Origin of the sequence: Novosphingobium sp. PhB57, assembly GCF_004342985.1 — a bacterium.
GTDB lineage: Bacteria > Pseudomonadota > Alphaproteobacteria > Sphingomonadales > Sphingomonadaceae > Novosphingobium.
In genome coordinates, this window is the sequence record NZ_SMBO01000001.1 from 892491 (window position 1) to 915277 (window position 22787).

Sequence of the window (22787 nt, forward strand, 5' to 3'; positions counted from 1 at the left end):
AGGCAGCGGCGCGGAAAGCGGTCAGTACCGCGCCGTGATTTCGATGCCGTACGTGCGCGGCTCGGCCGGGATGAAGGTCGGGTAGCCGAACGACCCGCCGGTGTTGCCCGCATCGAGCAGGTACTTCTTGTCCGTGAGGTTGCGGGCATAGCCGGCGACCTGGAACTTGCCGTCCATGAACGAAACGCCGCCGCGCAGGTTCACCAGCGTGACCGGCCCCTGGCTGATCGCTTCCCTGTTGGGGATCTCGAAGTAGATCTTGCTGCGGTAGGTCACGCTCGGCGTCAGGAACACGTTCACGCTCTGCGTCACCGGCAGGTTGAGGTTGAACCCGGCAGCCCACTGCCACTTCGGCTGAAGACGGAACTGGTCGCCGGCATAGACACCGTTGGCTGCCTTGTCGTCGATGCCGCCGCTGATGAAGCCGACATTGCCGAAGGCGCTCAGCCAGTCGGTGAAGCGCGCTTCGAGTTCAGCCTCGACGCCCAGGTTGGACGCCGAGCCCGCGCTCTCGGTACGGGCAACGCCGGTCGTCGCGTCGAGCACCGAGACCTGGAAATTGCTGTACTTGTCGTAATAGACGCCCAGCGAGCCGGAGAACATGCCCACGGTGCCCTTGATGCCCGCCTCGTAGTTCCAGACCGTCTCGGACTTGATGAGGTCCAGGTCGGCCACCGGACCTGCCGCAGCCGAGAGCTGGACCACCGGCGAGCGGCGTCCCTCCGAAATGGTCGCGTAGAGATTGAGGCCGGGGGTCAGGTGATAGAGCGCGTTGAAGCGCGGAAGGATCGCGGCGTAGGACTTGCGGGCGTAGAAGGTCTGCCCGTCGGTATCCACCAGCGGCAGCAGCGGCTGACCATAGACCGGGGCGTCGGGCTGATTGGCGGAATAGCCCGAACGGCGCTTCTCGATCAGCACGCGCGCGCCGGCGGTCAGTTCCAGTGCGGGCGCTGGCTTCCAGGTGACATCGCCGAACATCGACCAGGACTGGTTGCGGCCCTCGTTCTTGTACCAGCTGGAATAGGGCACGGCGGTGAAGGCGCCGCCGGTGAGCAACGAGGTGGCGCGCCCGGCATTGACGGTGTTGTCGGCAGCGACGCAGCCCAGGCCCGGGATCAGGTTGGCGCTGCACTGAAGGTAAGTGCCCAGCTCCGAAGACAGCGGGACGTACTGCGAGCTGTCCTCGATGAAGTAGTTCCAGCCGAACGAGGCGCGCCACTGGTCGTCGCTATACGTGAAGCGGCCCTCGTGGCTCGCCTGCCAGCCCTTGGCGCGCTCCGCGAATTCGAGATACCAGGCGGCCGAACCGTCGGCATCGAAGACTTCCAGCGCATCGAAGTGGCGGTAGCCGTTGACCGTGGTGAAGTTCCAGCCGTCCGAGAAATCCCAGCTCAGGGTGAGGTTGCCGTCATAGACGTCGCGGTTCAGCCCGAGCTTGTCGGCACCCAGCACTTCGCCGGAGAGCGGCGAGCCGCCGAGATAGGCCGCGTCGTAAAGGCCGTTCACCGAAGTCGAGCCGAGGTTCTTCGACAGGAACGGCGTGCCCGAATTGCGCTGGCGGTCGTAAGTGAACGTCAGGTCCGCGGTGAAGTCGGTGGTGGGCGTGTAGCGAAGCGAACCGCGCAGGCCGAGCTGGTCCTGCGCATAGAGATCGTCCTGGCCGGGCGCGAGGTTCTCGATATAGCCGTCGCGCTTCTTCCACTGGCCGGCGATGCGCGCCGCGATGACGTCGTTGCCCGCGTTGACGAAGCCTTCGACGCGGTAGGCATTCAGGTTGCCGTAGGCGCCCGTCAGGGATGCCGAGGTTCCGGCTTGCGGCTTGGCCGAAACGAAGCTGATCGCGCCGATCGTCGCGGCCGTGCCGAACAGGGTCGCCTGCGGCCCCTTCACGACTTCGACGCGGTCGAGATCGTAGATGCCCTGGTAGGCGCCGCGCGAACGCGAGATGTCGATGCCGTTGTAGTACAGGGTGACGCGCGGCCCCTGCTGGGCCGAGCCGCTGTCGGAGGTGATGCCGCGGATCACGAAGCCGGGGTTGTTGGCGCTCTGCACCTGCACATTGAGGCCGGGAACGTAGTTCGACAGTTCGCCGATGTCCGTGACGCCCAGTTCACGCATGCGCTCTCCGGTCTGGACGGAAAGCGTGATGGGAACATCGACGGCGCGCTGCTCGATCTTCTGGGAGGTGACGATGATGGCATTGGGGTCTTCGCCCGCGGCCACTTCGGCCTCGGCTGCGTAAACGGTTGCAGGAACGCCGGCCAGGGCCGTGCCCGCGAGAAGAGTTGCCACGCAAGTGCCGAATTTCATTGCCGTTTCCCCTGAGATCAATTGCCTTACGGCTCGGCGGGGTACGCGCGGCAGATGAAGGTTGGATGGCGGTCTGATGACGGTTTGATGCCGCCCGGCCGGGTCGGTCCCTGCGGTCAGGAACGGCGGTGATAGGCCGTGCCGGTCAGCCGCCAGGCGGCCATGGCGCCGTAGACAAGGCTCAGCACCACGAGGCCCGCAAGCTGCGGCAGAACCTGCCCGAGGCTGGCGCCCATCTCGTTGAGGCGCAGGAAGGCTTGCGCACCGGATGTCGCGGGCGAGAGGTGTGCCAGCCCCGCCACCCAGCGGGGCATGGCGGAAAGCGGCCAGGCCGCGCCGGCCAGGAAGAACAGGATGATCGAGCTGGGGATCAACACTTGCAAGGCGCGGTCGGCGCTGTCGAACAGGCTGCCGAGCAGCAGGCCCAGGGCAGAAACGGCCGCGGCGAAGAGCGGTACGGCCATGAGCAGAGCGGCCGGGTTGCCCGCTCTCGGAACGTCCTGGTACCAGAATATCCAACCGAAATAGAACAGCGCCGCCAGGCAGCCGATCAGGCTCAGCGCGCACCAGGTGCCGAGAAAGCCTTGCGGCGAGAGCGGGGGTGCCCGGCCTTCGCGCATTTCGGCAGCCATGCCCGCTGCGAGCATGGCCGTGCCGAACAGCAAGGTCTGCTGGAGGATGATCGCGGCCACGGCCGGGAAGACGTAGTCCGCATAGCCTTCGCGGGTGTTGAACAGCGGCCGCTCGACCACGGCGACCGGCGCGCGCAAGTGCAGCCCTTGCGCCAGAGGCCCGAGGCGCTCGGCAGCCACGGCCAGCGCCGCGGCCTGGATAGCCCCGCCTATGTCCTTCGCGCGGATCAGGTACGTGCCGTTGACCCATATGCCGATGCCGCCGCCTCCGGCGCTGCCCGGTGCGCCGGTCAGCAGGCTGCGGGTAAGGCCGCGCGGCAGCAGGAGTATCCCGTCCGCCTCGCGGCGGCGCACGCGCTGCTCGGCCTCGTGAATCGAGAGCGCCTCTCCCGCCACGCGGACTTCCCGCATGTCGGACAGCTTGCGCACCAAGGCGCGGGTCAGCGTGCTGCGCTCCTCGTCCACGACCACCACCGGAAGCTGGCGCGCGGTCTGGTGGGCGTAGGGCGCGGGGTAGTAGAAACCGTATAGAACCACCGCGAGAACCACGATCGAGGCCAGCGCGAACGTCGAGAGCACCGCGCGGAAGACGGAGACGAAGCCCTGCGCGAATGTCACGCCGCCTGCTCCGGCTTGCGCAGCAGCAGCAGGCAAAGGCCCAGCGGCACGACGAGATAGAGCGACAGCACGCCGATCTGCGGAAGCGCCAGCGAAACCGGCGCGCCCAGGAACTGGTCCATCTGCAGGCGCAAGTAATGGGTGAAAGGCAGCGCCTGGCTCCAGCCCCGCGCAAAGCCGGACCCCCCGCCCAGCGGCAGCGTCCCGCCCGAATAGGCCAGCGCCGATCCGGCGTAGAGCGCCGTCGCGGAAAAGGCGAAGCTGGGCTTGCGCATGCCAATCACCAGCAAGACGGAGAGCGCCGCCGTCCCCGCGATGAGCAGGGCCTGCGCGGCCAGGGTCAGCAGCAGGCTGCCGTTCATCGTCCAGCCGCGAACGCCCACCAGCCAGATCATCCAGACCAGGCCCCAGATCGAGAGCACCCCGACATAGGGCGTGAGCTTGCCCAGCAGCGCCGGGAGCCCTCCGCCGGTCTCCGCTTTCCACTGTGCCAGCGAACGGCCCTGCAACTCGCGCCCCATGGCCATCACGGCGACGCAGCCCGCAAGAAGGTGCAGCACGGCGGGCTGGATCAGCGCCTGGAGATACCATTCGAAGCTGGTCTGGGGATTGAACAGGACGGTCGCCTGGACCACGGGTGGTCGAATTCGGATCGCCGGCAGCCCCCTCGCCCGCGCTGCGTCGAGCCCGCGCTCAGCCAGGACCGCGCCGACGGCCGAGCGGATGCCGGATTCCGCGCTTGCGCCGATGGTCAGGAAAGTGGCGTTGTAGAAGATCTGGATGGCCGGCGTGGTCTGGCGCTCCAGCCCCTCGCTCACGCCGCGCGGGATCAGCAGGATGGCCCAGACCCGCCCAGCCCGCGCGGAGCGCTCAGCCAGGGCGAAAGTCTCCGGTCGCTCGGCAATGGTCACCGCGGGGCTTGCGCTCACGGCCCGGACGATGGCGCGACTGAGGGTGCCGTTGTCCTCGTCCACCACGGCAACGGGCAAGGCGCGGGGGACGCCCGCGATCAGCATGGCCGCCACGATCAGGATCGCCAGGGCCGGAAACAGCGTGAGCATTCCCAGGTCCCAGCGATCGCGGCGCAGGTGCGCCAGTTCCCGGCGCAGGGCAGCACGATAACCGGGACCGGGAGTGCTCATTGCGGCCAGTCGAACAACACGCTCATGCCCGGACGCAGACCTTTGATCGCTTCGGCCGGACGCAGGCGGATCTCGAAGCTGCGCACGTCGAAGCCGGAGGACTGGCGCGTCGCCCGCCATGTCGCGAAATCGCCCTGCGGGCTGATGTAAGTGACGCGGAACCGCCCCTTGCGGTTTTCCAGGGCCGGAATGCGGCCCATCAGCTCCTGGCCCTTCTGCAGCGAATTGAACTGATTTTCCCGCAAGTTGAGCGCGACCCAGGGATGGGCGGTGTCGATGATCTGGAACACCGGAACTGCCGGACCGACGATCTCGCCGGGCTCGGCCAACCGCCGTGTCACTTCGCCGCCGATGGGGGCGATCAGCGTCTTTTCCGCGCCCAGCGCATCGGCAATCGAAACGCCCGCCTTCGCCACTTGCACTTGCGCCTGGGCGGCGGCCTTTTCCTCGGCACGGGCGCCGGACTGCGCCTTCACATATTGCAACCTTGCCGCCTCGGCCTGCCGGGCGCTGGCATCGCGCGCGGCGCGGGCTTCGTCCCGGCGCTGCGCGGCGATCACGCCTTCCGCATAGAGGTTGTCCGCCCGGCGCGCGGTGACGGCGGCAAGATCGGCCCCGGCCTGCGCCGCCTGCCAGACGGCGCGCAGCGATTCCACATCCTCCTTGCGGGCGCCGTTGTCGGCAAGATCGCGCATGGCTTCCGCCCCGGCGAGCACGCCTTGCGCCTGCTGCCTTCCCGCGTCGATCTCCGGGCTGGACAGGATCGCGAGCACGGTGCCGGCCGTCACCGTGGCGCCCTCTTCCGCCAGGAGTCGGTCGACCCGCGCCAGCGCCTTGGTCGCGACATTGATCTCGTCCGCATCGACCATGCCCTGCAACTGGTCCGGCGCGGGCCGCGCCGCGATCCACAGGCCTGCCAGGAGCACGGCGGCCAGCAGGACCAGCCCCGCCACCAGCAGGCGAAAACGGTCGCGCCCTTCCGGTCCCGCATCGGCTTCTCCTGCCGGAAGGATCGATGGCGCGTCGCTTTCGCTCATGGGGCGGTGATCCTGTCCGGTCGGAGGAGGTAATCGCGGAAGCTGTCCCCGCGATTGCTGGCGACCAGCAGAGCGGAAAGCGACACGACATATTCGTAAGCGGAGGCAATGCGCTGGGTCTGCGCCAGGGAGAGAGCGTTGCGCGCATCGATAAGCTGGCTCGCGGTATCCTCCCCCTCGCGGAAGCCGATCTCGTGGACGCGCAGGTTCTCTTCGGCGGCCTTCATGTTGCTGTCCAGCAGCAGGAACGATCGGCGCGCGGTCTCCACCAGGTTATAGGCGCGGCTGGTCTCGATCTCGATGGTCTTGCGCATGTCGCGCGCCGCATTCTCCGCCGCACTCTGGCGCGCGTTCGCCGCATCGAGCGTGTCGCGCCGGTCTATGTTGGACAGCAGGGTGAAGCGCAGGCCCAGGCCGACGATCCAGTCCGGGTCGACCGGGATCGCATCGCTGCGGTTGAAATTGTACGATCCGAACGCGAAAGCCTGAGGCCGCATCCGCGACTTGGCCAGGTCCACGCCTGAATCCGCCAGATGGCGCGTCGCTTGTGCCGCGCGCATCTGCGGCTGGCCCGGCCCGGTGGCGGTAGCGAGGAAATCGTCTAGCGGCTCCAGGCCGCTGCCGTTGACGAACAGGGGTGTCGTCGGCCGAACGCCGCCGCTCGCATCGAGAAGCCGGGCCAGCGAATCCGAGGCATTGTGTTCTTCCATCGCCGCGCGTTCCAGCGCGCGCTGCGCCGCATCGCGCGCCACCTGCACTTCCAGCACGCGGGACCGGGGGATCACCCCCTCCCGGAACAGGGCCTGGGCATTGCCGAGGTGCTTGTCGAAAGCGTCGCGGGTGCCCGTGGCGGAGGCCAGCAACGCCGCGGCCAGTTGCTGACCGAAGTAGCTCTGCACCAGCCGGACCTGCGAGAGATCCTGCGCGCCCGCCTGCCTGGCACGCGCCATCTCCGCCCCGGCCTCGGCGCCGTGCTGGATCGCCGGGATCGCGCCGCCCGAGTAAAGCGGCATGACCGCCGTGACATTGGGCCGGATCACCGTCTGCCGCGCGCGAAAGTCCAGTTCATCCGGAAGCTGCGAGAGCAGGCCCGGCAGCGCCTCGCTCACACGTCCCGTCACTTGCTGGACGATCCCCGAGAACTCCGGCGGAAATTCGCCGGGCAGCCCTTCGAGGAACTGGCCCGCGGCATTGCTGAAGCTGTCCTTCTGCCCGGTCAGGTCCACCGAGAGCGATTTCTGGTAGGAGATCACCGAAACCGAGCCCGAGACGATCGGCCGATTCAGCGCCTTGAGGGCATGGGCGGTGGACTCTGCCGCGCTCAATTCGTCGGAGGCAGCGCCCAGCGCGGAAGATACCCGGTCCAGCCGCTGGCGCGCGGCATCGAAAGAAAGCGTTTCCGCGGCGCCGTCGTCCTGAACAGCTTCTTTACCACCCGCCTGGGCGAAAGCTGTTATGGGTCCGGCGAGCAGGATCGCCAAGATGCCGGCCCAGCCAATTACAATTCCATTTCGAAAATCGCTGCCAGCAATCATGGTTCACCAGAAATGGGACACTCAGGAATTTACATATTTCCCCTTGAACGAAAAGCTATTTCGATCAATGTTTCGCTCGTGTTCGGGATCAATCGAATCGCGGTAAATCGCGATGTGAAAGAGGTATCCGCGTCATCACCACTTCCTGACAGATGCCGGCTTTTCGACATTGATTTGGCGCCTGCCAGATCAGAACGGTCGGTTTATTCCGTCATATTCCGGATCATGACTCAATAAAGCACGTTCGATCCGCGATTATTCCTGGTTTTACATTTTCCCGAAGCACGAACTCAACGAACAGGTCGCCAAGAACATAAAGCATGCTGTGCCCCCGGTTGCAGCACACTCATCACCGGATCGGCTGGATCACGCGATTGAGGAGCTTTTCAGATGGTATCACGTTCGAGCCTGAGACTGGCGATGCGCGCGCTTTTGGTGCGCGAAGACTTCGAAGATGTTTCCGCCGCAGGACGCGCTCTTGGCGCGCTCGTCGATGAACTGGAGCGACGCGAGATCGAGGTGATCGTGTCCGACGACGTCGAGGACGCCGTTGCCATCGCCGCCACCGACCCGTCGATCCAGTGCCTGCTGCTCGATTGGGAACTCGGCTTCACCGAGGACCACGTCGATGCACACCGCGTGCTGGACGCCATGCGCGGGCTCAATGCCGCGGTGCCGATCTTCCTCGTCGCCAATCGCAGCGCGGCATCGCAGATTCCCGTCGATGCCATGACCAAGGCGGACGACTTCATCTGGCTGCTGGAAGACACGGCGGACTTCATCGGCGGCCGCATCCGCGCCGCGATCGAGCGCTATCGCTCCACCGTCTTGCCGCCGATGTTCGGCGCGCTGGTGAAGTTCGCGCAGACTTACGAATATTCCTGGCACACCCCCGGCCATACCGGCGGCACCGCCTTCCTCACCTCGCCCGCGGGCCGCGCGTTCTTCGAGTTCTTCGGGGAGAGCCTGTTCCGGTCGGACCTGTCGATTTCGGTCGGCGATCTGGGTTCGCTGCTCGATCACTCCGGCCCGATCGGCGCGGGTGAGCGCTATGCGGCGGGAGTCTTCGGCGCGGATCGGACCTACTACGTCACCAACGGCTCATCGACATCGAACCGCGTGATCCTGATGGCCTCGGTCACGCGCGATCAGGTGGCGCTGTGTGACCGCAACTGCCACAAGTCGGTTGAACACGCGATGACGCTGTCCGGCGCAATTCCGTGCTACCTGATGCCCACCCGCAATGCGCTGGGCATCATTGGCCCGATCCCGCCCGAACATCTGACGCCCGCGCACTTGCGCCTCTTGGTGGCGGACAATCCGCTGGCGCCCGAAGGGGCCAAGCCGGTCCACGCCGTCATCACCAACTCGACCTATGACGGCCTCTGCTACAACGTCGCCCGCGTCGAGGAACTGCTGGGCGACACCGTGGACCGCCTGCATTTCGACGAGGCCTGGTACGGCTATGCCCGCTTCAATCCGATCTACCGCGAACGCTTCGGCATGCATGGCGATCCGGAAACGCGCGACAAGTCCAAGCCCACCGTCTTCGCCACGCAATCGACGCACAAGCTGCTGGCGGCGCTGTCGCAGGCCTCGATGATCCACGTGCGCGACGGGCGCAATCCGATCGACCATGCGCGCTTCAACGAGGCGTTCATGATGCACGCCTCCACCTCGCCCTGCTATCCGATCATCGCCTCCAACGACGTGTCGGCCGCGATGATGGACTCCTCGGGCGAGCATCTGACCGATGTGTCCATCCGCGAGGCAGTGGCCTTCCGCCAGATGGTCGCCCGCCTCAATGCCGAGAGCGCGGACGACAACGCCTGGTTCTTCGACATCTGGCAGCCCGACGAAGTCCACGACGCGCGCGGCCGCACGGTGCCGTTCCATGAATGCGATCCCGAGCATCTCGCCACCGATCCCACCTGCTGGCAACTGCTGCCCAATGCCGCATGGCACGGCTTCGGGGAGATCGAGCCGGGCTACTGCATGCTCGATCCGATCAAGGTTTCGGTGCTCACCCCCGGCATGGACCCGGACGGCAGCTTGCGCGCGGTGGGCATCCCCGCCAGCATCCTCACCTCCTATCTCGGCGCGCGCGGGATCGTGGTGGAGAAGACCACGGACTTCACCGTGCTGTTCCTGTTCTCGCTGGGCGTGACCAAGGGCAAGTGGGGCACGCTGGTCAATGCCCTGCTGGACTTCCGCAAGGACTACGACGCCAACGTCTCGCTGGAACGCACGATCCCCTCGCTCGTGGCCGACTATCCGGAACGCTATTCCGGCATGGGTCTGCGCGAACTGGCAGACCTGATGTTCGCGGCGATGGGCGACCTCAAGACCACCGCCACGATGTCCGAAGCCTTCGGCATCCTGCCCAAGCCCGACATGAGCCCGGTCTCCGCTTACGAGGAACTGGTGCGCGGCAATATCGAGAAGGTCACGCTGGACGACCTGGCCGGGCGCACCCTCGCCACCGGCATCGTGCCTTATCCGCCGGGCATCCCGCTGCTGATGCCGGGTGAGAACGCCGGCCCCGCCAAGGGCGCGCTGATCGGATATCTGCGGGCGCTGGAGCTTTACGACCTGCGCTTCCCCGGCTTCGGGCACGATACCCACGGCGTGGAAGTGGAGGACGGGGTCTACAACGTCCTGGTCGTCAAGAAGTCCTGAGGGGAGACCGGGAATGGCAACAGCAGCAACAGCGGGCGACGACAGCGGCAAGATCGGACTCGTTCCCGCCACCTTGATGGTGGCCGGCAACATGATGGGATCGGGCGTGTTCATGCTGCCCGCCAACCTTTCGGCCATCGGATCGATCGCGCTGATCGGCTGGCTCCTGACCGTGGTGGGCGCGGTGGCGCTGGCGCTGGTCTTCGCCAAGCTTTCCGCCATCGATCCGGCGGCGGGCGGGCCTTATGCCTTTGCCCGCAAGGCTTACGGCGACTACATGGGATACCAGACCAACCTGATCTACTGGCTGGCCAACGTGGTCGGCAACGTGGCGCTGGCCGTCGCGGGTCTGGGCTATCTCTCCCACTTCTTCCCGGCGCTCAAAGTGCCGATCGTGATGGCCTTCGGCTCCATCGCGATCATCTGGTTCTTCGCCTATGCCAATATCCTGGGGCCCAAGGTGGTGGGACGGCTGCAAAGCTTCACCACGATCTTCGCGCTGGTGCCGATCTTCGGCATGGCGCTGTTCGGCTGGTTCTGGTTCAAACCGGAAATCTTCTCCTCCGCCTGGAACGTCTCGGGCCAGTCCAGCCCCAATGCAGTGATGGCCACGCTGACCTTCACGCTCTGGGCCTTCATCGGGGTGGAGAGCGCGTCGGTCTCGGCAGGCGTCGTCGCCAACCCATCACGCAACGTGCCGATCGCGACGGTGGGCGGGGTGGTGCTGGCCTCGGTGGCCTATGTGCTCAGCTCCTCGGTCATCATGGGCATGATCCCCAACAAGGAACTGATCGCCTCTTCCGCGCCCTTCGCCGACGCCGCGCGCCTGGCATTGGGCGACTTCGCGGGCAGCACCGTGGCGCTCTGCGCGGCCGTGGGCTGCCTCGGCTCGCTGGCGGGCTGGACCCTGCTGGTCGGCCAGTCGGCCAAGGCGGCGGCAGACGACGGGCTGTTTCCCGGCATCTTCGCCAAGGTCAACAAGCGCGGCGTGCCCTCGCTCGGCCTCGTCATCGTGGCCGTCATCATGAGTGTGCAAGTGCTCGCCACGATGTCGCCCACGGCCAGCCAGCAGTTCGGCAAGATCGCCTCGATCGCTGTCATCATGACGCTGCTGCCCTACATCTATTCGTGCATCGCGATAAAGGTGCTGGGCTATGGCAAGATGCCGCACGGCCAGTACACCTTCTTCGTAGCGTCAGGTCTGGCAGGCGCCATCTACTGCATGATCGCGCTGGTCGGTTCCGACGGCGAGCAGACGCGCTGGTCGCTGATCTTCGTGATCGCCACCATCGTGTTCTACTCCGCATCGATCACCCGCAAGCGCGATCTGGATGAGAAGCACATCCACCCCGGCGGCAAGGCCCCGGTCTGGGTGCGTTATCTGGCGCTTGGGGTCACGATCGTTGCCCTTGTCGTGATGTTCTGGCTATCGGTCGGCCGCCACAACGACCTCGACCTCCGCTCGCGCGAACAAGCGCCGGCGGAGGCCGGGGAAACCGCGCAGCAGATGGCGCCGTCTGGCGTCCAATAGAGGAACGACGAGACGATGCACTGGCGGGAAATGCGCGAAGACGACGTGGCCCACGTGGCGGACGTGGCGGACATGGTCCACCTCGATTACCCCGAGAATCCGCAAGTCTTCGCCGCCTGCTTCCGGCATTACCCTTCCGGCTGCCACGTGCTGGAAGGGGATGACGGAAAGGTCGCCGGTTACCTCGTCTCGCATCCCGGCCGGCAGGACCGCCCGCCGGTGCTGGACACGCCGATGACCGGCCTTGCCGAGCCGTTCGATTGCTACTTCCTGCACGACCTTGCCCTTGGCGCTTCCACGCGCGGGCGGGGTTTTGCGGGCGGCGCCGTGCGGATCGCGCTGGACGAAGCCAAGGCACGCGGGCTCAGCCGCGTCGTGCTGATCGCCGTCGGGGACGCCCACGGCTTCTGGGAAAAGCAGGGCTTCGAACTGCTCGGCGACGGGCTGCTCGATCCGGCCAAGGGCTACGGCCCCGAAGCAAGGATGCTCGTGCGCCATATCTGAAGGGGGATATGCATGGCCCACTCTTCCGGCCGGAGCCTCGCTCTGGCCTGCGCGGCAGCCTCGGCGGCCGTCGCTCTTCCTGCCAAGGCGCAGGATAGCGACGTTGCTGCGCTGCGCGGCGAAGTGGCCGACCTCAAAGCCACGGTCGATGCGCTGAAGGCCGAGATCGCGGCGATGAAGCAGGATCGAAACGCCGGTGCGGCGCAGATCGCCGAAGCGCCCCCCACCACCTCCGCAACCGACCAGGGCGCCGGTGCCATCCATATCGCTGAAACGGGCAGGACGCCCCCGGCCCCACCGCAGACCCCCGAAGCACCGCGCTCCGCTCCTTCAGGCGCGCGAGTGGCAAGCGGGGCCAGCAGCCTCGGCGTGATGCCCTCCCCCCTGCCCGGCCGCGAAACCATCGGCGACCGCATCACCGGCGCCTCCCGTCCGGACAACGAAAGCCCGCCGAACGACCCCGAGTTGAAGGGCTTCATCCCGATCCCCGGCACCGAGACCGCCGTGCGTATCGGCGGTTTCGCCAAAGTCGATCTCATCTACGACCCCCGCTTCGTGGGGGACCGGGACCAGTTTGCCGTGCCCTCCATCCCCTTCGTCAACAAGGCCCGCAACCGCGCGGATGTCAGCGCCCGCGCCACGCGCTTCAGCCTTGAGATCCGCCGCCCGTCCACGCTCGGCAACTTGCGGTTCTACGTCGAGAACGACTTCTACGGCGACGGCACCGATTACAGCTTCCACCTCAATCACGCCTATGGGCAAGTGGGCAACACTTACGGCGGCTACGGCTATTCCGCGCTGGTAGACGCCGATGCGCTGCCCGACACGCTCGACAACTGGGGCCCCGGCGGCGCGATCTTCGTGCGCCAGGCCTCGGTTCGCCAGTCGTTCAAGGTGGCACGAGGCACTCACCTCACGCTTTCTCTGGAGCAACCCGATACCGACCTCTCGCTGGCCGACGACCAGACCGGTGCCGAGACGATGCCCGATGTCGTCCTTGTCGGGCGCTACGAAGGCGCCAGCGGACATCTGCAACTCGGCGGGGTGGTGCGCCGCATCGGCTATCGCACCGACAACGGCGGCGCCAGGGACAATGCCATGGGCTTTGCGCTATCCGCCTCCGGCTCGCTGTCGCTGGACGATGCCAATGCCTTTTCCGCGGCGGGGCTCTGGGGCAGAGGCGCCGCGCATTACGTCAACGACATCGGCGGCCTGGGCCTCGACGCCGCGCTGCGAACCGACGGCAGCCTCCGCCTGATCGAGCAGGCGGGCGGCTACGGCGCCTATACCCACAACTGGTCCACCGCCCTGCGGACCAGTATCGTCGCCGGCATCCTGGGCGTGAGCGACGGGGGACTGCTGCCCGACGATGCCTTTTCCGAATCCCGCTACGGCGCACTCAACCTGATCTGGTCGCCGGTCGCTTCTTTCTCGGTGGGTATCGAGGGACTCTATGGCCGACTGAAGCGGCAGGACGGCAGCGCGCGTGACGCCAGCCGCATTCAGGCCAGCGTGAAGTACGACTTCGTGCGATAAAATAATTTCAAGCAAAATCTTGGGAACTTAAAATTCCTCTAGCAGCACCATATGTAGAACAACTTATTTTTCGACGCTGTAGAATCAGAAAACGCGCATAGTCTCGATTAAATACCCCCCTTCCTCATCGTTAACTAAATTTCATGACGTGTTCACAAGTTGGACACTCCCATTCTGCTTGTTCCATTGCGATGAAAATTCTGTAATTGCACGGGCAATCTCTCCGATATTGATCGTATTCGGAGGTATTGGTCGAAAAAATTCCGCCCCCTTCGCGGTGCGGGTCGCAAACCCTGGTCCGGGGGCGTTCGGACCCAGTCGAGAGCCACTCTCGCCTGTCGGAGAACCAGAGTGTGAAGAGGGACGCTAATATGACTCAGTTGATCGGTGAACTTGGCTCGAAACTCGAAAAACTCGAGGAATTGGGCGCTTTCGTGGCTGCGGCCCATCTCCAGGCCGCCATCGACGCGTTGCGCGGTCAGCACAAATCCGAGCAAATTCGCTCCAAACCGGACTAGCCTGCGCAAGACGGACTTGCCCCGCTGTGGTTAACATTGGACCAGTTCGCGAATACTATTACCGTTTCAACCAGTTCCACCGAATTTGGCACTGCTGGAATCAATCCATCGCGAACACCTGTAGTAACAGCCGCGAATACGATCGTATTCCTTCGGGAGATGGTGATGCGATGTGCTTGCGGCCAGGCGCTGGTGGCACTGGTTTATGGAGAAGACCGATCAGTTGATGCGCAATCGGGCGAAGGCCATTCGTCTGATCGGCATCGCCAATGAACTTCTGGCCATGGCGCGCGAACTCGAAATCGGAGCAAGCGCCGCCACGGACATCATGGGCATCGGCATCCCCATCGAAACGCGGGAGACGACCAAGACGGCCAGCCAGGACCACCCCGTATGGGTTGAACTGGCGCGCCAGACTTACGAGGACCGTCGGCGCCGCAGCAAGATCTTCCAGTCGGAAGAGCTTTTCGGCGAACCGGCCTGGGACATCCTCCTGGACCTTTTCATCGCCGCCAAGGAACGCCGGCGCGTATCGGTCACCAGTGCATGCATCGGCTCGGCCGTGCCTTCGACAACGGCGCTGCGCTGGATCACCATTCTCGAAAAACAGAGCCTTCTCGTCCGCGAAGCCGATCCCGGCGACGCGCGGCGGGTCTACGTGAAACTGAGCGCGCGGGGCTATGCCGCGATGCTCGAGTACTTCGCCTCCGCATCCCGATCCGTGGTGCTGCTCGACGATCCCCGCCCCGGGATCCTGGCAGCCTTATAACAGATGCCTGCAACCAACCCGTTCCGCCCCACAGGGGGTTAGCCAGGCACAAGGATGGGATATGCGGCGGTGACCGGGTGGTCGATTTCTCCTGACGGAAATCGGCCACCCGGCTTTCTTCGGCCAGACCCGGCATTCCCGGGCAGCAGAACCGCAACGAAAAGGGCCCGGTCCCCATACGGAGACCGGGCCCTTTTTCATGCCGCAAGGCTGGCCCGGCCGGATATTCCCGCCGGGCCGGCCTCGCCGATCCGTCAGCGCGAAAGGCGGCCGAAGGCCGAGGCACCGGCGTAACGCGCCGCCTTGCCCAGTTCTTCCTCGATACGGATGAGCTGGTTGTACTTGGCAAGCCGATCCGAACGCGCGAGCGAGCCGGTCTTGATCTGGCCGCAGTTGGTGGCGACGGCGAGGTCGGCGATGGTCGCATCCTCTGTCTCGCCCGAACGATGCGACATGACGGCGGTATAACCGTTGCCCTGCGCGATCGAGACGGCTTCCAGCGTTTCCGTCAGCGTGCCGATCTGGTTGACCTTCACCAGGAGCGAGTTGGCCAGGCCCTTGTCGATGCCCATGGTCAGGCGCTTGGGATTGGTGACGAAAAGATCGTCGCCAACCAGCTGGACCTTGTGGCCGATCTTGTCGGTCAGGGCCTTCCAGCCTTCGAAATCGTCCTCACCCATGCCGTCTTCGATCGAGATGATCGGATAGGCTTCGGTCAGGTCGGCCAGGTAATCGGCAAAGGCCACCGGAGTCAGGCTCAGGCCCTCGCCGCTGATCTCGTACTTGCCGTTCTTGAAGAACTCGGTCGAGGCGCAGTCGAGCGCGAGCTGGATTTCCGAACCCGCCTTGAAGCCGGCCTTTTCGATCGAGGCCATGATGAAATCCAGCGCATCGCGGGTGCTGGCAAGGTTCGGCGCGAAACCGCCTTCGTCGCCCACCGCGGTGGCCAGGCCCTTCTCGTGCAGGCCCTTCTTCAGGGTGTGGAAGATTTCCGAACCCCAGCGCACCGCTTCGGCGATCGAATCGGCGCCGACGGGCATGATCATGAATTCCTGGAAATCGATCGGGTTATCGGCATGTTCGCCGCCGTTGATGATGTTCATCATCGGCACCGGCAGGACATGCGCGGAAACGCCGCCGACGTAGGAATAGAGCGGCAGGCCGCGCGCATTGGCAGCCGCCTTGGCGACGGCAAGGCTGACGCCGAGAATGGAGTTGGCGCCGAGGCGGCCCTTGTTCTCCGTGCCATCAAGCTCGATCATGCACAGGTCGAGATCCCGCTGGTCTTCGGCATCCATGCCGACCAGCTCTTCGGCGATCTCGCCATTGACCGCGTCCACGGCCTTCAACACACCCTTGCCCAGATAGCGCGACGTATCGCCGTCACGCAGTTCGACGGCCTCGTGCGCGCCGGTCGAAGCACCCGAAGGAACTGCTGCACGACCGAAGCTGCCATCTTCGAGAAGAACATCGACTTCGACAGTGGGATTGCCGCGGCTGTCGAGAATTTCGCGGCCGTGGATATCGATAATCGCGGTCATAACGGGATATTCCTCCTGCAAGGCGCCCCCTGAGACGCTTGGGCGCACTCTCGTCCGGCGTCTTAGCAGGGGAACTACGCCTGACAAGTTGCGTTGCCATTTCGACGACAAGTTGTGTTACTCATGCCGCATATCGCTCAAGACACCGAGCAGCCTCGAAATGAATACGGCGCAACGGGAAGCAAGGAAGGAATTCGCAATGTCCGAGACCACCACGAGCACCGGAAACGGCACTGACGACGCCAAGAGCCATTTCACCAAGGCCGTCGAAGAAGCGAAGGCCGGCGTTCAGGCCATGGCCGACGGATGCCATGAGAAGTTCAGCCAGACCAAGGGCGAATTGTCGAGCGAAGCCAAGGTCCGTTCGGAAGATGCCAAGGCCAAGGCCAGCGCCTTTGCCGACGACGCCAAGGTCAAGGCCGCCGATTTCGCGAACCAGGGCAAGGCCAAGGCCAGCCAGGCCATCGTCGGGCTGTCGAAGATGATCGACGACAATGCCGGCCTGATCGACGAGAAGGCAGGCGCGAAGTACGGCGACTATGCCCGCACCGCGTCGAAGTCCCTTGCCGATACCGCGACCAAGCTCGACGAGAAGTCGATCGATGAACTTGGCGAGGAGGCCAAGGAATTCGTGCGCAGGAGCCCAGTCGCCGCAGTCGGCATGGCCGTGGCAGCCGGCTATCTCTTCGCCCGTCTGTTCAAGAGCGGCAAGTAAGCGCTTATCGTTCGCACGACGATGCTGGACACCCAAGCCAACCTCGCCCCTCCCCTTCAGGAGGGCGAGGACCTTTCCCTGATTGAAGACGTGCGCCTGCTGCTGGGCGAAGCGCGAACGTTCGCGCAGGCGGAAGTCACGTACCAGAAAACGCGGGCCGCTTATCTCGGCGCCGAGACGAAGTCGATCGCCGTTCTCGGCGTCGGTGCCGCCGTCTTCGTGTTCTTCGCTCTCATGGCCCTCGTTCTCGGCGCGGTCATCGCCGTCGGCACACTGATCGGGCCGTGGCTGGCCATGGTCGCGGTGCCCGTGGCTATCCTGTTGGTTGCCCTTTTCATGGGGCTTTCCGCGCGGGGCCGGGTGAAGCGGATGATGGCGATCCTGAAGGAAAAGGAAGGTTCGGAATGAGCGCCCTCGCCCGGCAACTGGAAGTCGATCGTTCGGCCAGGGACACCGCGAAGGCCGTGTTCGATGCCCGTTACGGCGCGCTCAAGGCCGATTTCGAAGTGCGCGGTCTGGCCGGTCGCATCATCGACGAGGCTGTCGAACAGGCGGCCGACATGTTCGACGAGGCGGTCACCGTCGTTGAAGAGCATCCCGTCGCGATTGGCGGAACCTTCACTGCACTGGTGCTTTGGCTTCTGCGTAACCCGATCATGGCCGGGATCGATCGACTGTTCGGTTCCGGCAGACACCCGAAGGAGTCCGACGGTGAGCAAGACTGAAACGACCATCCCTACCCTCCCTGCAACCTCAGCCAGCGATTCCAATCCCGGCAAGGTCGTGGCGCTCAAGGCCGCCAAGGCCGAGCAACGCCCCTCGGAAAAGGTGGTGGCGTTCGTGAAGAGCCATCCGGTTCTGGTGGTGGCAGGCGGATTGGCGGCGGGGGCGCTCGTCAGCGCACTGCTGCCGCGCCGCATGACCCGTGGCGTCCTTTCGCGCGGGGCGCACCTGGCCGAAGCGGCCGGCGCTGCCACTGCCCTGCTGGGCAAGGAAGCTGCCGAGAAGGCACACGACCTGAGCGCGAGCGCGCGCAAGAAGGCCGGCCTGGTAGCCGACAGCGCCGAGAAGAACGGCGAACTCGCCGCCGAGCGACTTGAAAAATACGGCATGGCAGCGCTGGCTGCTGCAAGTGCCCTCGGCCGCGCGTCGGCAAAGCGGGCAAGCGAAGCCGGCGAAGTGGCCGCGCGCCAGGCGCACAAAATCAGTCATTCGGCCAGCGAAACCGCCACTTCCGGCGGTCACCGCATTGCCGAGATCTTTAGCGGACTGACTCAGCGCCTGCCGCATTGACACGGTCTTTTCGTTATTGAGAAGCAGTATCATTTATGAGGGCGGATCGCCGGTGCGATCCGCTCTTGCCCTGTAACCTGGCAAAACGTATGGGGTCCGCATCTCTCTTCCCACTCACGAAAGCGGTCCCATGCAGAAGCTTCACCTTGTGATGGGCGGCCGGGTCACAGATCCCCGCAGCCTTGAATTCGCCGATCTCAATGAACTCGATCTGGTTGGCGTCTACCCGGACTACGCCTCGGCAGAAGACGCCTGGCGTTCGTCCGCCCAGCGCACGGTCGACGATGCGGAAATGAAGTATGTGATCGTGCACCTGCACCGTCTGCTTCAGCCCGACCAGCCGGAAGCCTGACGAGCGGCAAGCCCTCACCGGGGCTTCACCCGCAAGTCGCGGATAACGAAAAAGGCCGGCATTTCTGCCGGCCTTTTCTTTTGTCTGCAAAACGGAAGATCGGCGCTCAGACGAACTCGATCTTCTGCACCAGGTAGAACTTGTCGCCCGCCGGAACGGTGACTTCCACTTCTTCCTCGACCCTGCGACCGATCAGAGCCTTGCCCAGCGGCGAGTTGTAGCTGATGCGGCCGACGCGGGCATCGGCTTCATAAGGGCCGACGATCTGGTAGCGCACCGGCTTGTCGTCTTCATCGAGCAGCGTCACGGTCGCGCCGAAGATGATCTTGTCGCTCGAAAGCGTGGCCGGATCGACGATCTGCGCGCGCGTGATCTTGTCTTCCAGATCCGCAATCGTCGCTTCGACCTGGCCCTGACGCTCCTTGGCGGCATGATATTCGGCATTTTCCGAAAGATCGCCGTGCGCGCGCGCTTCCTCGATCGCGTCAACGATCCGGGGGCGCTCTTCGCGCAGCGCCTTGATCTCGGCGGTAAGCTTCTCATACCCTTCCGCGAGCATGGGGAGCTTTTCGATACTGGCCATCAAACACTTCCTTCCTGCTGCCTCCCCGCTCCGCGAAACCAGTCAGGTGAGACTAGTTTCCTGTCCCGTCCCTCAGGGTTTTCCCGGGGACTGGGCCGATCTGCAGCGATGTGGGGAGGCTAGATCGATTTCAGCTATAATAATCCTGCAACGAACGCACTTCAAGCTGGCTCCCGCGCTGTGCAGAAATTGCCTGTGCAGCAGCGACACTGGCAGCCGCTGTCGTGAAGTACGGCACCTTGCCTGTGAGCGCCGAAGCGCGGATCGATTGCGAATCCTTCAGGCTCTGCCAGCCCTCGGTGGTGTTGAAGATCAGCGCGATATCGCCATCGACGATCTTGTCGACGATGTGCGGACGGCCTTCCGCCACCTTGTTCACCAGTTCCACCGGCAGACCGGCTTCGCTCAGGTACTTGTGGGTGCCTGACGTGGCGACGATGCGGAAGCCTTCCTTCACCAGCGACTGTACCGCAGGCAGGATCACCGCCTTGTCGCTGTCCTTCACCGAGACGAACACCGTGCCGCTATCTGGCAGGCGCATGCCGGCACCGAGCTGGGCCTTGAGGAACGCGGTCGGGAAGTCGGCATCGATGCCCATGACTTCGCCGGTCGACTTCATTTCCGGGCTGAGCACCGGATCGACGCCAGGGAAGCGCGCGAAGGGGAACACCGCTTCCTTGACCGCCATGTACGGCAGGTCGCGCTTGAAGGGCGGGAAATCGGCCAGCTTTTCGCCCGCCATGACGCGGCTGGCGATCTTGGCGACCGGCTGACCGAGTGCCTTGGCAACGAAGGGTACCGTACGCGAGGCGCGCGGGTTCACTTCGATAAGGTAGACCTCACCGTCCTTCACCGCGAACTGGATGTTCATCAACCCGCGCACGCTGAGGCCGAAGGCCAGCGCTTCGGCCTGACGCTCCATCTCGGCAATGATCTCCGCGGGCAGGCTGTACGGCGGCAGCGAGCAGGCGCTGTCGCCCGAGTGGATGCCCGCTTCCTCGATGTGCTGCATGACGCCGGCCACGACGACCTGATCGCCGTCGCAAAGCGCGTCGACGTCGCATTCGATCGCATCGCGCAGATACTGGTCGATCAGCACCGGGCTGTCGCCCGAAACCTGCACGGCCGTGGTGATGTAGTCGTCAAGCTGCTGCTCGCTGTCGACGATTTCCATCGCGCGGCCGCCGAGCACGTAGCTGGGGCGCATCAGCACCGGATAGCCGATGCGGTTGGCGACGTTCACCGCCTCGTCGCGGCTGCGGGCGATGCCGTTGGCCGGCTGCTTCAGGCCCAGCTTGTCGACCAGCGCGGAGAAGCGCTCGCGGTCTTCGGCAAGGTCGATCGCGTCCGGCGAGGTGCCGAGGATCGGGATACCCGCGTCCTCAAGCGCCTGCGCCAGCTTGAGCGGGGTCTGGCCGCCGAACTGCACCAGCACGCCGACCAGTTCGCCGTTCTGCTGTTCCACCCGCAGGATTTCCAGCACGTCTTCCGCGGTCAGCGGCTCGAAGTAGAGGCGGTCGGAAGTGTCGTAGTCGGTCGATACGGTTTCCGGGTTGCAGTTGACCATGATGGTCTCGTAGCCGACTTCGGCAAGCGCGAAGCAGGCGTGGACGCAGCAGTAGTCGAACTCGATGCCTTGGCCGATGCGGTTGGGACCGCCGCCGAGGATCACGATCTTCCGGCGATCCGACGGGTTCGCCTCGTTCTCCGGCTCACCGAAGATCGGCGCTTCGTAGGTCGAATACATGTAGGGCGTGACCGCCTCGAACTCGGCCGCGCAGGAGTCGATGCGCTTGAACACCGGGTGGACGCCCAGCTTCTCGCGCAGCTTGCGCACTTCGTCCTCGCTGGTGGCGCCGGCCATGGCGCGCAGCGCGTCATGCACGAGGCCCGAGCTCTTCGCCTGGGTTTCGCCCATTCCGCCTGCGACGCCCACCGAACGCACGGCGAGCGTGGCAAGGCGCTTGTCCGAGAAGCCCATGGCCTTGACGCGGCGCAGGCCCTGCGCATCGATCGGCAGGCCGTGCTTCATGATCTGCGCCTCTTCGGCGACGATCTCTTCGATGTGGCGCAGGAACCACTTGTCGTAGTGGGCGATGGCGTGGATCTCGTCGACCGAGAAGCCTTCGCGGAACGCCTGGGCAGCCACCAGCAGACGGTCCGGCGTCGCCTTGGAGAGTGCGGCGGTGATCACGTCACGCCCGGCGCCTTCCAGCTCGACCACGCGGTTGAAACCGTCAAGGCCGGTTTCCAGGCCGCGCAGGGCCTTCTGCATCGATTCCTTGATGTTGCGGCCAATCGCCATGACTTCGCCGACCGACTTCATCGCGGTGGTGAGGTCGTTCTTGGCGCCCTTGAACTTCTCGAAAGCGAAGCGCGGGATCTTGGTGACGACGTAGTCGATGGTCGGCTCGAACGCCGCCGGCGTGGCGCCGGTGATCTCGTTCATGATCTCGTCGAGCGTGAAGCCCACGGCCAGCTTCGCCGCGACGCGCGCGATCGGGAAGCCGGTGGCCTTCGACGCCAGCGCCGAGGAGCGCGAGACGCGCGGGTTCATCTCGATGACGATCAGGCGGCCGTCCTTGGGATTGACCGCGAACTGCACGTTGGAACCACCGGTTTCGACGCCGATCTCGCGCAGCACCTCGATCGAGGCGTTGCGCATGATCTGGTATTCCTTGTCGGTCAGCGTCAGCGCCGGGGCGACGGTGATCGAGTCGCCGGTGTGGACGCCCATCGGATCGACGTTTTCGATCGAGCAGATGATGATGCAGTTGTCGTGCTTGTCGCGCACGACTTCCATCTCATACTCCTTCCAGCCGAGCAGCGATTCCTCGATCAGCACTTCGGTGGTGGGAGAGGCATCGAGGCCCGAGCGGACGATCGCCTCGAACTCTGCCTTGTTGTAAGCGATGCCGCCGCCGGTGCCGCCCATGGTGAAGCTGGGGCGGATGATCGAAGGCAGGCCGGTGGTTTCCAGCACCGCGAACGCTTCGTCCAGAGTGTGGGCCACGCCCGAACGGGCCGAGTTCAGCCCGATCTTGTCCATCGCGTCGCGGAAGCGCTGGCGATCCTCGGCCTTGTCGATGGCGTCGGCGTCAGCGCCGATCATCTGCACGCCGAACTTCTCCAGCGTACCGTCGTTGAACAGCGCCAGCGCGCAGTTCAGCGCGGTCTGGCCGCCCATCGTCGGGAGCACCGCATCCGGGCGCTCCTTCTCGATGATCTTGGCGACCACTTCCGGGGTGATCGGCTCGACATAAGTGGCGTCGGCCATGTCCGGATCGGTCATGATCGTCGCCGGGTTGGAGTTCACCAGGACGACCCGGTAGCCCTCTTCCTTGAGCGCCTTGATCGCCTGGGTCCCCGAATAGTCGAATTCGCAGGCCTGGCCGATGATGATCGGGCCGGCGCCGATGACGAGGATCGAGGAGATGTCTGTGCGCTTGGGCATGGGCTGTCCTGGGGTGTCCTGTGTGTCTTGTATGTCGG

General features: G+C 64.8%; 19 protein-coding genes. 11 read left to right on the plus strand and 8 right to left on the minus strand.

The annotated features are described in order from the left end of the window. Nucleotides 1-21: 21 nt before the first annotated feature. The 5 genes from EDF58_RS04025 to EDF58_RS04045 all read right to left on the minus strand — a co-directional run bounded on the left by EDF58_RS04025 (nucleotide 22) and on the right by EDF58_RS04045 (nucleotide 7220). Nucleotides 22-2310: a TonB-dependent receptor gene (locus EDF58_RS04025; protein WP_132262868.1), complete on the minus strand. Its 2289-nt coding sequence runs from the start codon at nucleotides 2308-2310 to the stop codon at nucleotides 22-24. Between the two features lie 116 nt (nucleotides 2311-2426). Next, nucleotides 2427-3560 (minus strand): ABC transporter permease, encoded by a 1134-nt coding sequence (locus EDF58_RS04030; protein ID WP_132262870.1) that lies wholly within the window; start codon nucleotides 3558-3560, stop codon nucleotides 2427-2429. Continuing rightward, nucleotides 3557-4702 (minus strand): ABC transporter permease, encoded by a 1146-nt coding sequence (locus EDF58_RS04035; RefSeq protein WP_165921327.1) that lies wholly within the window; start codon nucleotides 4700-4702, stop codon nucleotides 3557-3559. Before EDF58_RS04035 ends, EDF58_RS04030 begins: the two co-directional genes overlap by 4 nt. After that, nucleotides 4699-5739: an efflux RND transporter periplasmic adaptor subunit gene (locus EDF58_RS04040; protein ID WP_132262873.1), complete on the minus strand. Its 1041-nt coding sequence runs from the start codon at nucleotides 5737-5739 to the stop codon at nucleotides 4699-4701. The genes EDF58_RS04035 and EDF58_RS04040 overlap by 4 nt, the downstream gene beginning before the upstream one ends. Next, nucleotides 5736-7220 carry a TolC family protein gene (locus EDF58_RS04045; protein WP_243654063.1) on the minus strand — a complete coding sequence of 495 codons (1485 nt, stop codon included), beginning with the start codon at nucleotides 7218-7220 and terminating at the stop codon, nucleotides 5736-5738. The genes EDF58_RS04040 and EDF58_RS04045 overlap by 4 nt, the downstream gene beginning before the upstream one ends. Nucleotides 7221-7664: 444 nt before the next feature. Between EDF58_RS04045 and EDF58_RS04050 the strand changes: the two genes are divergently transcribed. From EDF58_RS04050 to EDF58_RS04070, 6 genes are all read left to right on the plus strand, one after another. Then, a complete protein-coding gene (locus EDF58_RS04050; protein WP_132262876.1) occupies nucleotides 7665-9953 on the plus strand; it encodes an Orn/Lys/Arg decarboxylase N-terminal domain-containing protein in 2289 nt (762 codons plus the stop codon). 13 nt (nucleotides 9954-9966) lie between these two features. Then, the gene (adiC, locus tag EDF58_RS04055; protein ID WP_132262878.1) at nucleotides 9967-11484 is read left to right on the plus strand and encodes an arginine/agmatine antiporter; all 1518 of its coding nucleotides are present in this window, start codon (nucleotides 9967-9969) and stop codon (nucleotides 11482-11484) included. A 15-nt stretch (nucleotides 11485-11499) separates the two neighbouring features. After that, nucleotides 11500-11988 (plus strand): GNAT family N-acetyltransferase, encoded by a 489-nt coding sequence (locus tag EDF58_RS04060; protein WP_132262880.1) that lies wholly within the window; start codon nucleotides 11500-11502, stop codon nucleotides 11986-11988. A 12-nt stretch (nucleotides 11989-12000) separates the two neighbouring features. Beyond that, nucleotides 12001-13524, plus strand: a complete 1524-nt coding sequence (locus tag EDF58_RS04065) for a DcaP family trimeric outer membrane transporter (protein ID WP_132262882.1) — start codon at nucleotides 12001-12003, stop codon at nucleotides 13522-13524. A gap of 371 nt (nucleotides 13525-13895) precedes the next feature. Then, nucleotides 13896-14042 carry a hypothetical protein gene (locus EDF58_RS25770; protein ID WP_165921328.1) on the plus strand — a complete coding sequence of 49 codons (147 nt, stop codon included), beginning with the start codon at nucleotides 13896-13898 and terminating at the stop codon, nucleotides 14040-14042. Nucleotides 14043-14247: 205 nt separating this feature from the next. Beyond that, nucleotides 14248-14811 (plus strand): MarR family transcriptional regulator, encoded by a 564-nt coding sequence (locus tag EDF58_RS04070; RefSeq protein WP_132262883.1) that lies wholly within the window; start codon nucleotides 14248-14250, stop codon nucleotides 14809-14811. A 254-nt stretch (nucleotides 14812-15065) separates the two neighbouring features. On the opposite strand, the gene eno is transcribed toward EDF58_RS04070, so the two are convergent. Continuing rightward, nucleotides 15066-16352, minus strand: a complete 1287-nt coding sequence (gene eno, locus EDF58_RS04075; protein ID WP_132262885.1) for a phosphopyruvate hydratase — start codon at nucleotides 16350-16352, stop codon at nucleotides 15066-15068. A 199-nt stretch (nucleotides 16353-16551) separates the two neighbouring features. On the opposite strand from eno, the gene EDF58_RS04080 reads away from it, so the two are divergent. From EDF58_RS04080 to EDF58_RS04100, 5 genes are all read left to right on the plus strand, one after another. After that, nucleotides 16552-17067, plus strand: a complete 516-nt coding sequence (locus EDF58_RS04080) for a hypothetical protein (protein ID WP_132262887.1) — start codon at nucleotides 16552-16554, stop codon at nucleotides 17065-17067. A gap of 21 nt (nucleotides 17068-17088) precedes the next feature. Then, nucleotides 17089-17475 (plus strand): phage holin family protein, encoded by a 387-nt coding sequence (locus tag EDF58_RS04085; protein WP_132262889.1) that lies wholly within the window; start codon nucleotides 17089-17091, stop codon nucleotides 17473-17475. Then, nucleotides 17472-17792, plus strand: coding sequence for a hypothetical protein (locus tag EDF58_RS04090; RefSeq protein ID WP_132262891.1), 321 nt, complete (start codon nucleotides 17472-17474; stop codon nucleotides 17790-17792). The genes EDF58_RS04085 and EDF58_RS04090 overlap by 4 nt, the downstream gene beginning before the upstream one ends. Then, the gene (locus EDF58_RS04095; protein ID WP_243654064.1) at nucleotides 17779-18360 is read left to right on the plus strand and encodes a hypothetical protein; all 582 of its coding nucleotides are present in this window, start codon (nucleotides 17779-17781) and stop codon (nucleotides 18358-18360) included. Before EDF58_RS04090 ends, EDF58_RS04095 begins: the two co-directional genes overlap by 14 nt. A 130-nt stretch (nucleotides 18361-18490) precedes the next feature. After that, complete coding sequence (locus tag EDF58_RS04100) at nucleotides 18491-18712, plus strand: DUF4170 domain-containing protein (protein WP_132262892.1); 222 nt, start codon at nucleotides 18491-18493, stop codon at nucleotides 18710-18712. A 106-nt stretch (nucleotides 18713-18818) separates the two neighbouring features. Here EDF58_RS04100 and greA read toward each other — a convergent pair whose 3' ends face one another. Next, nucleotides 18819-19295 carry a transcription elongation factor GreA gene (greA, locus tag EDF58_RS04105; protein ID WP_132262894.1) on the minus strand — a complete coding sequence of 159 codons (477 nt, stop codon included), beginning with the start codon at nucleotides 19293-19295 and terminating at the stop codon, nucleotides 18819-18821. Nucleotides 19296-19425: 130 nt separating this feature from the next. Then, nucleotides 19426-22749, minus strand: a complete 3324-nt coding sequence (carB, locus tag EDF58_RS04110; protein ID WP_132262896.1) for a carbamoyl-phosphate synthase large subunit — start codon at nucleotides 22747-22749, stop codon at nucleotides 19426-19428. Between the last annotated feature and the right edge of the window lie 38 nt (nucleotides 22750-22787).